This is a genomic window from uncultured Leptotrichia sp., from assembly GCF_938036635.1.
Classification (GTDB): Bacteria; Fusobacteriota; Fusobacteriia; order Fusobacteriales; family Leptotrichiaceae; genus Leptotrichia; species Leptotrichia hongkongensis.
In genome coordinates, this window is record NZ_CALHQO010000474.1 from 1 (window position 1) to 8,891 (window position 8,891).

Here is an 8,891-nt window from a genome sequence, read left to right on the forward strand (position 1 = left end):
TAGGGATACACGGGAAAAATGTCTTGATTCGATCCAAAGGGAAGTGGAGGAAAAATATGGAAGTGAAAACGTGGAAAGAGCTTATACTTCAGGAATCATAAGACGGATAATAGAAAAAAATGAAGGGATTCATATATTTGACCAGAAGGAAGGACTAAAAGTCTTAAAAGATAAAGGATTTGAAGTAATAATAACAATGTCTTTGCATATTTTAGATGGAATTGAATATTCAAAACTTGATGATAAGTTTGGAAAAATATCAAAACCGCTTTTGGCAGATGATGAAGATTTTAAGAAAATTGTAGAAAATAAAGAGTTTAATGACCTTGAAGATGATGATGCCATAGTGTTTATGGGGCATGGAACTGAAAGTGAGGCAGATTATGCGTATCAAAAATTGCAGAAAGAATATTTGAAAGCTGGGAAGAGTAATATTTTTATAGCTACTGTTGAAGGAGAAGTGACTATTAAAGATATTATTGAAAAAATGAAGGGAAAAGGCTTTAAAAAAATACTATTAAAACCATTTATGATAGTAGCTGGAGATCATGCTAAAAATGATATGTCTTCTGATAATGAAGATTCGTGGAAAACGATGCTAAAAAATGAAGGCTATGAAGTAACATCGGTTTTAAAAGGGATGGGAGAGTATGAATTTATTCGTAAAATGTTTATGGATAAACTGGAAGCTGTTTATTTGGCTTGACAAATATAGAAAAATAATATAACATTTATAGTGAATAATAGGCGTTTTACAAACTTAATAAGGAAATCGGTTAGAATCCGATACAGCCCCCACTACTGTGAAGCTGACGAAAGTACACAAAACCACTGAGATATCTTGGATATTTTGGGAAGGGTACGAGTAGGATGAAGTTAGTCAGGAGACTTGCCTAATAATTTTTTATATAAAATTTTCTGGGAAGGGAAGATTTAATATACATCAATGTAAAAATAAATCAACGGTGATTTGTTCCATAAGCGTACTATACGATGGTGATATAGTTATTGTTGTGGAAGTTTTGACGTGTATTGGCTTCAGCTTTGGCTGATTTTTTTTTGGAACTTGCCGAAGGTTAAAATTAAATTTGGAGAAGGAGAGAAAATGAAAAAGAGAACATTATTGTTTTTGGTTTTAACCAGTATGCTGTTAATAGGTGTAAATGGTTATTCAATGCACATTATGGAAGGTTTTTTACCTTTAAATTGGGTTATAGTATGGTTTGCAGTGTGTATTCCGTTTTGGATAATAGGAATAAAGAAGCTTCAATCTGTTTCTAAAGGGAGCGTGCGGGAAAAAATGACGCTTGCATTGGCTGGTGCATTTATATTTGTATTGTCTGCACTAAAAATTCCGTCAGTTACAGGAAGTTCATCACATCCTACAGGAGTAGGGCTATCTGCTATATTATACGGACCTTTTGTAACTTCCATTCTTGGAACAATCGTATTAATATTTCAAGCAGGATTGCTTGCACACGGAGGATTTACAACTTTGGGAGCAAACGCTGTTTCAATGGCAATTGCAGGACCAATTGTATCATATTTAGTGTATAAAGGATTTGAGAAAAAGAATAAGGCGGTAGCGGTATTTTTGGCAGCGGCGTTAGGAGATCTTGCGACTTACGTGGTAACATCAATTCAGCTTGCACTTGCATATCCATCTCCACAAGGTGGAGTAGTTGCTTCATTTATCAAATTTGGAGCGGTATTTGCAGTAACTCAGGTTCCTCTTGCAGTTATTGAAGGGTTGCTTACAAACGTGGTGATGAATATACTTGAAAAATATAACGTAAAAGAGGTGGAAGCTTAATGTCGGAAAATAAAAACAAAAGTGTATTTAAAAAGAATATTATTTTAATAATTGCAATAATCTTAATAGGTGTTATTCCTTTATTTCTCGTAAAATCTGAATTTGGAGGATCTGATGACAAGGGAGAAGAAGTAATAAAAACTATAAAACCTGATTATGAGCCATGGGCTAAAAATTTAATAGAATTACCAGGAGATGAAACTGAAAGTCTGCTGTTTGCATTACAGGCGGCATTAGGTGCAGGAATTGTAGGGTATGTATTAGGCTATTTCAAAGGTGAAAGAAAAAATGCTAATAGATAAGGTATCTTACACAAATCCCATAAAAAATATAAATCCCGGAGTAAAGTTTATATTGTCAATGACGACATTAGTATTTTTGCTTTATACAGGAAGTAAAACAGTATTTATTTTTAATTTTATACTGTTTAACTTACTTCTCTTATTTGTTGTAAAAGTAAAAATAGGCGACTTATTAAAGCTGAACTTTATTCCGGCTTTATTTATTTTAACGACTGTAATTTCCTTGCTGTTTATAAAAGCGGATATATGGACATTTTTGCTACGTTCATTTTCCTCAATAGCTGTAGTTTATTTCCTTATTTGTTCTACTCCAATTATAGATTTGGACTATATATTTGCAAAGCTGAAATTTCCTAAAATATTTAGGGAAATGTTTTTACTGATTTACAGATATATATTTTTATTATTTGACAATAAGGAAAAATTACATAATGCACAGGAAGTAAGGCTAGGATACAGCAGTTTTAAAAATGGGATGAAGTCATTTCCGATGCTAGTAGTTGCTATACTAAAAAAAACATACTACTATAATCTGAATTCTATAAAGGCTGTGGAATCAAGAATGGGAAAGGAGTTTATTTTTTCTCATAGAAAATATAAAAAAATTGGGTTTGAAATAATATTCGTAATAATAATAGTTATAATAAATTTATATTTGGTGGTAAAATACAATGCTTAGACTTGAAAATATAACTTTTTCGTATGATGAAGATACAGAGGCTCTAAAAGATGTGACTTTGAATATAGAAAAAGGTAAGAAAACATTATTTCTTGGGGAAAATGGCTCAGGAAAATCAACATTATTTTTAATAATGAATGGACTTTTGAAAGCACAAAAGGGAAATATTTATTTTGAAGATAAAAAAATAGAACATAAAAAGAAAAATCTGGAAGAATTGAGAAAAAAAGTTGGGATAATTTTTCAGGATCCTGAAATACAGATTTTTGCACCTTTAGTATTTCAGGAAGTAGCTTATGGACCCGAAAATCTTGGATATTCCAAAGAGGAAGTAGAAAAAAATGTAAACAGGGCAATGGAAGAAATCAATATAACAGATTTAAAAGATAGACCTTGTCATCATTTGAGCTATGGACAGAAAAAAAGGGTCTCAATAGCTGCAATTACGGCAATGGAGCCAGAACTTCTTATTCTAGATGAGCCAACTGCATGGCTCGATTCTAAAAATACAAAAAGAGTATCAGAAATTCTAGATAATTTTTCCAAAGCAGGAAAAACAATGGTGGTATCAACTCACGATACAGATTTTGCCTATGAATTTGCTGACTATATCTATGTCCTTGAAAAAGGGAGAATTGTACGGCAAGGGAGCAGGGACGAGGTTTTTGAGGATTTTGAATTTTTGAAGAAATTAAATTTGAATATTCCAAATGTACTGAAAATAAAAAGTTATCTCAAGTATAAAAATCTTGATGAAAATGATTATTATAAATTTTTGGAGGAAAAAAACTTGCTATGAAAAAAATACTTATATCGGGAGCAATGAGTGGTGGTGGAAAGACTACAGTAAGCAGCATATTGATGTCAGCTTTTGAAAATGTGGCACCTTTTAAAGTTGGTCCAGACTACATCGACCCTGGTTATCATGAGTTGTTCACGGGAAATAAATCTCGTAATTTAGATGCTTTTATGTTTGATGAAAGTACGTTAAGGCATATATTTGAAACAGGAGCGAAAGGAAGCAATATCGCTATAGTTGAGGGAGTTATGGGGCTTTATGATGGAATTGGGCATGAAAAGGATAATTTTAGTACAGCTCATGTATCAAGAATACTTGATATACCAGTAATTCTTGTAGTTAACGCAAAAGGAATCTCCACAAGCATAGCTGCCGAAGTTTTGGGTTTCAAGCTGTTTGATAAAAATGTTAAAATAAAGGGCATTATTTTAAATAATGTTTCTTCTGAAAAACTATACTTGAACTTGAAGGAAGCGGTAGAAAGATTTACGGGGATAGAATGCGTAGGATATTTGCCGAAAAATGAGAAATTATCGGTGGAAAGCAGACATCTGGGATTAAAACAGGCTTTTGAATTGAAAGGTTCAAAAGAGCTTGAGGAAAAGAAACAGCTGTTTAAGGAAATTGCACAAAATTGCTTAGATTTAGAAAAAATTTACGAAATAGCAGAAGAATTTGAAACAAAAAGCAGTATGGACAGTTTTGAGCCAATAAAGGACTTAAAGAATAAATATAAAGGAAAACGTGTTGGAGTTGCTAAAGATGGTGCATTTTCATTTTACTATGAGTCAAATCTGGAACTGATGAGATTTTCAGGATTAGAAATAGTAGAATTTAGCCCTGTAAAAGACGAAAAAATACCAGAAAATCTTGATATGATTTATCTTGGCGGAGGTTATCCTGAACTTTACTGGAAAGAATTGTCTGAAAATGTATCTATGAAGGAAAGTATAAAGCAGGCTTATGAAAATGGAGTAAAAATCTACGGAGAATGTGGCGGATTTATCTACTTAACAAATAAACTGAATTTGCTAGATGGAAATAGTGGAGATTTCTGTGGACTGATAGATGTGGAAATTTCTATGAAAAATAGGCTGAATATCGGAAGATTTGGATATATAAATATAAAAGCCGAAAATGGAATTTGTACAAAAGGACACGAATTTCATTATTCAGAAATTTCTGTAGATAATGAAAAAGAAAAATTTTATAAAATAGAAAAAAATGATGGAAGAAATTGGGTTTGCGGATATAGAAAAAACAGTCTTCTAGCAGGATACCCGCATATTTCGTTTTATTCAAATATAGAGTTTTTTAAATACTTGATAGAAAAGCTGTAGCTTTTTCAAGTAAGAGTACGTTGTTCATTGCTTTTGCGTGAAAACAAATTAGAAATATAGATGAAAAAATATTATTAAATAAACAAAAGTAAAAAATAAAGTTATTAACATATTCAAATAAATAAAAGGAGAATAAATTATGTCATATATTAAAGATCCAAAATCGATTGAGGTAAGGAGTTTTGAGATGATTACAGAAGGGTTGGCTGGGAAAGCAGACCATTTTAGTGAAGAAGAGCAATTAATCGTAAAAAGATTGATTCATACAACTGGAGATTTTGATTATGTGAACATTGTTGAATTTCATAATAATCCAATTGAATCAGCAAAAGAAGCATTAGAAGCTGGAAATTGCAAAATTTATTGTGATACAAACATGATTGTTAATGGATTGAATAAAAATGGTCTGAAAAAATTTGGAGCAGAGGCATATTGTCTAGTGGCAGATCCGGATGTGGCTAGAGAAGCGAAGGAAAGAGGAATTACACGTTCGATGGTTGGATTGGAAAGAGCGTTAAAAGATCCGCAAACAAAAATTTTTGTAATCGGAAATGCTCCAACAGCATTGTTTACATTACTTGAAAAAATGGAAAAAGAAGGGGAAAATGTACCGAAATTGATAGTTGGAGTTCCAGTTGGATTTGTGGGATGTCCTGAATCTAAAGCAGAACTTTCAAAATACAATGTTCCGTTTATACGAACAAATGGAACAAAAGGTGGAAGTACAGTTGCAGTTGGTGTAATGCACGGAATCCTTTATCAAATGTATGAAAGAGATAAATATTTTAATAATTAATAAATGAATTTGTAAATATCTGAAAATCCAAAATTTATTTTTAGTATTTTGATTTTATTTAATCAAAAACACTGAAAATTTATTAGTTTTGAGCATTTTCAGATATATTTTAGTATAATTGTGGAGAAATAAAAATGGAAAATTATGTATATTTTAACGGTAGAAAACTGCGATATGGCTATACCACAGGAAGTTCGGCAACAGCAGCGACTAAGGCGGCACTGTTACTTTTACTAGGAAAAGCTGAAAAAGTCGAAGAAGTTGAAATAGATGTTCCAGCAGGTAAAAAGATAAAAATTAAGATTAAGTCTTTTGAAAAGACAGAGGATTATGCAACAGCAACTGTCATAAAAGATGGGGGAGATGACCCTGATGCGACACACGGTCTAGAAATCATATCAAAAGTAAGTTTTAGAGAAGATGATAAAATCAATATTTTTGGAGGAAAAGGAGTCGGAAAAGTCACAAAAATTGGACTTCCTGTTGAAGTTGGAAAATCAGCAATAAATCCAACGCCAATGAAAATGCTGACTGGTATTGTGAAAGAACTTCTTCCATCTGGAAAAGGAGTAGATGTTGAAATTAGCGTGCCTCTGGGTGAAGAAGCTGCCAAAAAAACAATGAATGGGAAATTAGGAATTATTGGCGGAATTTCTATTCTTGGAACAATGGGAATTGTACGTCCGATGTCTGAAGAGTCATGGAAGGCTTCCCTTGCAATAGAGCTGAAGCAAAATTTAACATATTTTAATACAAAAACAGCGATATTTCTTTTTGGAAATAGAGGAAAAATGTTTTTGAAAAAGGAATTTCCAGAAAAATCTGAAGAAGGTGTTGTAATCAGTAATTTTGTGGGATATATGTTTGACAAGGCATGTGAATTTGAAGTTAAGAAAATTTATTTTATTGGAGAATTAGGAAAATTTGTAAAAGTGGCAGGAGGAATTTTTCATACACACAGTCGAGTTTCTGATGCAAAAATGGAAATTTTGGCTGCAAACGCATTGTTAGTGGGTGAAAAGCTAGAAAATGTCTATAAAATTCTGGAATCGAATACAACTGAAGAGGCTTCTGGATATATTGAAAAAAAAGAAGTCTTTAACTTGCTAGCTGAAAAAGCAAAACAAAAATGTGAGGAACATTGTAGAAAAAATGGCTGGAATCTGGAAGTGGAAACATTGATTTTATCAGCTGAAAAAGAAGTTATAGGGCATAGTAAGCACTTTTTTGATAATTTTTAAAAAATAGCTTTAAGGATAGAGAAGTTGTTATGGTTATTGCCAATAGGTCAAAAAATCGGACTATATACTGTGATATATATAGCTTATAAAAAAGTTTAATTAAATTTATGAATAAGAAAAAGTTAGTAAAACCTCATTGATAGTTTTTTGAATTATAGGATTATATTCCTTAAAAAGGACAAAATTTTAAAATTTGTGGAATGTATTCCTGAAAATTATATAATAAAAAAAAATCATTAAAAATATAGAACTAGGAAATAATAAACAACTAGAAGAAAAGAAGCTGAATTTGAATGATTTTAAAATAGAGAATTTTAAGCTTAAATGCTATGAATATGATTATTATGAAGATAATGAAAAAACTTATTCTATTTCTTGCGGGATTATGACTGAAGGTTATTTATTAATTATTAATTTTTATTCTGCTTCAAGAGAAGAAGTTGAAAATGCAATAAAATATATTTATAGTGTAGAAAAAATAAATTAGAGGAGAAAAAATGGCTAGTAAATTAGGTAAATTCTATGGAATAGGAGTAGGAGTAGGAGATCCTGAAAATATAACAGTTAAAGCAGCAAAAAGACTGCATGAAGTAGATGTGATAGTACTGCCTGAGGCAAAAAGTGGAGAAGGAAGTACAGCCTTTAATATTGTAAAAGAATATGTAAAACCAGAAGTAGAGCAGCTATTTTTGGAGTTTCCTATGATAAGGGATGTGGAAGCGAGAAAAGTTTTTAGAAAAAATAATGCGGATGTAATAAGTGCTGAATTGGAAAAAGGTAAAAATGTAGCGTTTTTAACAATAGGTGACCCAATGACTTATAGTACTTATACTTATGTATTGGAACATATTTCAGATGATGTGGAAGTTGAAACTATTGCTGGGATAACTTCGTTTAATAGTATTGCGGCAAGACTTAATATACCGCTTATGGTTGGAGATGAAGATTTAAAAATAGTCTCTGTTAGCAGAAAGACTGATGTTCATAAAGAAATTGAAAATAACGAAAATCTAGTGTTAATGAAAATTAGCCGAGATTTTGAGAGAATAAAAAAAGCGATTATTGAAACAGGAAATAAAGAAAATATAGTTATTGTTTCAAACTGTGGGAAAGAAAATGAAGAAATTATTACAGATATTGAAAATGTTGAAAGTGTACATTATTTTTCTACATTAATTCTTAAAAAACAGGGAATGGGACAATGGAAAAGATTTCTAAAAGCGTAAAAAAGTTAAAACCTAAAATAATAATATTTATAGTTTTACAAATTTTATTATTTATGTATTATTTCTGGATTGGAAAATATGATTGGGATTATGGTTTTAATTTGCCATTTCGTATAGTTTTTGAAGTAATATTTTCGATAGTAGCAGGCGTATTTTTTGGTTTAATATTTTATTTATTAGGAAAAAGTAAAGAATATGAAAATGATAAAATTTTGAAATTGCCAATATTTTTTATAATTTTGTCAATAATATTATTGTTTAGAATAGATATTATGGGAGTTATAAAATTATGTTTTTTCAATGGACTATTCATTTTAGGAATATTTAGAAGTAAAATAAAGATTAGAAGTTATTTGTCTAAAGTTTCTAAAATTATATTGTGGTTTGTTACAATGTATTTTTTGATTCCTAGTTTTGCAATTTGTTTTGGAATTCCAATGGAAAGTTATGAAGATGGAATGAAATTTAGTATTTTAATTCCATTTGTTGTTATCAATATTTGTTTTGGATTTTTTATAAAAAAGTATTTTGATAAAGAAGAAATTGAAGTTGTAAGAATACTGACAATAGCAGGTTGTCTAATAATTATGGGAATATTTATTTTTATGGGCTTTAATTGGTATAAAGAAGACTATTATGCAATAATTTATACTTTTCCATATAAAGTTTTGATGTATTTTAAAGAAACTCAGATT

At 30.6% G+C, this 8,891-nt stretch carries 11 protein-coding genes and 1 riboswitch; all 11 genes read left to right on the forward strand.

The genetic code is table 11. From position 1 onward, the window contains the following. Window positions 1-706: sirohydrochlorin cobaltochelatase (locus tag Q0370_RS09575; protein ID WP_299575082.1), on the forward strand; the 706-nt coding region annotated here is incomplete at its 5' end. Window positions 707-728: 22 nt separating this feature from the next. Beyond that, a riboswitch (cobalamin riboswitch) is annotated at window positions 729-912 on the forward strand. Between the two features lie 193 nt (window positions 913-1,105). Next, complete coding sequence (locus Q0370_RS09580) at window positions 1,106-1,813, forward strand: energy-coupling factor ABC transporter permease (protein ID WP_299575084.1); 708 nt, start codon at window positions 1,106-1,108, stop codon at window positions 1,811-1,813. After that, complete coding sequence (locus tag Q0370_RS09585; RefSeq protein ID WP_012806217.1) at window positions 1,813-2,115, forward strand: energy-coupling factor ABC transporter substrate-binding protein; 303 nt, start codon at window positions 1,813-1,815, stop codon at window positions 2,113-2,115. The genes Q0370_RS09580 and Q0370_RS09585 overlap by 1 nt, the downstream gene beginning before the upstream one ends. Continuing rightward, on the forward strand, window positions 2,102-2,794 hold the full coding sequence (locus Q0370_RS09590) for a CbiQ family ECF transporter T component (protein ID WP_299575089.1): 693 nt from the start codon (window positions 2,102-2,104) through the stop codon (window positions 2,792-2,794). The genes Q0370_RS09585 and Q0370_RS09590 overlap by 14 nt, the downstream gene beginning before the upstream one ends. After that, on the forward strand, window positions 2,787-3,593 hold the full coding sequence (locus tag Q0370_RS09595; protein WP_299575092.1) for an energy-coupling factor ABC transporter ATP-binding protein: 807 nt from the start codon (window positions 2,787-2,789) through the stop codon (window positions 3,591-3,593). Before Q0370_RS09590 ends, Q0370_RS09595 begins: the two co-directional genes overlap by 8 nt. Further along, complete coding sequence (locus Q0370_RS09600) at window positions 3,590-4,933, forward strand: cobyrinate a,c-diamide synthase (protein ID WP_147006366.1); 1,344 nt, start codon at window positions 3,590-3,592, stop codon at window positions 4,931-4,933. The genes Q0370_RS09595 and Q0370_RS09600 overlap by 4 nt, the downstream gene beginning before the upstream one ends. A gap of 139 nt (window positions 4,934-5,072) precedes the next feature. Next, complete coding sequence (locus Q0370_RS09605; protein WP_299575095.1) at window positions 5,073-5,729, forward strand: precorrin-8X methylmutase; 657 nt, start codon at window positions 5,073-5,075, stop codon at window positions 5,727-5,729. Between the two features lie 134 nt (window positions 5,730-5,863). After that, the gene (gene cbiD, locus Q0370_RS09610) at window positions 5,864-6,970 is read left to right on the forward strand and encodes a cobalt-precorrin-5B (C(1))-methyltransferase CbiD (RefSeq protein WP_147006364.1); all 1,107 of its coding nucleotides are present in this window, start codon (window positions 5,864-5,866) and stop codon (window positions 6,968-6,970) included. Window positions 6,971-7,259: 289 nt separating this feature from the next. Then, window positions 7,260-7,457, forward strand: coding sequence for a hypothetical protein (locus Q0370_RS09615; RefSeq protein WP_299575099.1), 198 nt, complete (start codon window positions 7,260-7,262; stop codon window positions 7,455-7,457). 10 nt (window positions 7,458-7,467) lie between these two features. After that, window positions 7,468-8,196 (forward strand): precorrin-2 C(20)-methyltransferase, encoded by a 729-nt coding sequence (gene cobI / locus Q0370_RS09620; RefSeq protein WP_299575101.1) that lies wholly within the window; start codon window positions 7,468-7,470, stop codon window positions 8,194-8,196. After that, window positions 8,172-8,891, forward strand: a 720-nt coding sequence (locus Q0370_RS09625; RefSeq protein WP_299575103.1) for a hypothetical protein, incomplete at its 3' end; no start/stop codon positions are given. The genes cobI and Q0370_RS09625, both read left to right, overlap by 25 nt.

Excerpts from the sequence above, each read along its gene's own strand:
- Q0370_RS09580 (WP_299575084.1), top strand. The coding sequence starts at position 1,106 with ATGAAAAAGAGAACATTATTGTTTTTGGTTTTAACCAGTATGCTGTTA.
- Q0370_RS09585 (WP_012806217.1), top strand. The coding sequence starts at position 1,813 with ATGTCGGAAAATAAAAACAAAAGTGTATTTAAAAAGAATATTATTTTA.
- Q0370_RS09590 (WP_299575089.1), top strand. The coding sequence starts at position 2,102 with ATGCTAATAGATAAGGTATCTTACACAAATCCCATAAAAAATATAAAT.
- Q0370_RS09595 (WP_299575092.1), top strand. The coding sequence starts at position 2,787 with ATGCTTAGACTTGAAAATATAACTTTTTCGTATGATGAAGATACAGAG.
- Q0370_RS09600 (WP_147006366.1), top strand. The coding sequence starts at position 3,590 with ATGAAAAAAATACTTATATCGGGAGCAATGAGTGGTGGTGGAAAGACT.
- Q0370_RS09605 (WP_299575095.1), top strand. The coding sequence starts at position 5,073 with ATGTCATATATTAAAGATCCAAAATCGATTGAGGTAAGGAGTTTTGAG.
- cbiD (WP_147006364.1), top strand. The coding sequence starts at position 5,864 with ATGGAAAATTATGTATATTTTAACGGTAGAAAACTGCGATATGGCTAT.
- cobI (WP_299575101.1), top strand. The coding sequence starts at position 7,468 with ATGGCTAGTAAATTAGGTAAATTCTATGGAATAGGAGTAGGAGTAGGA.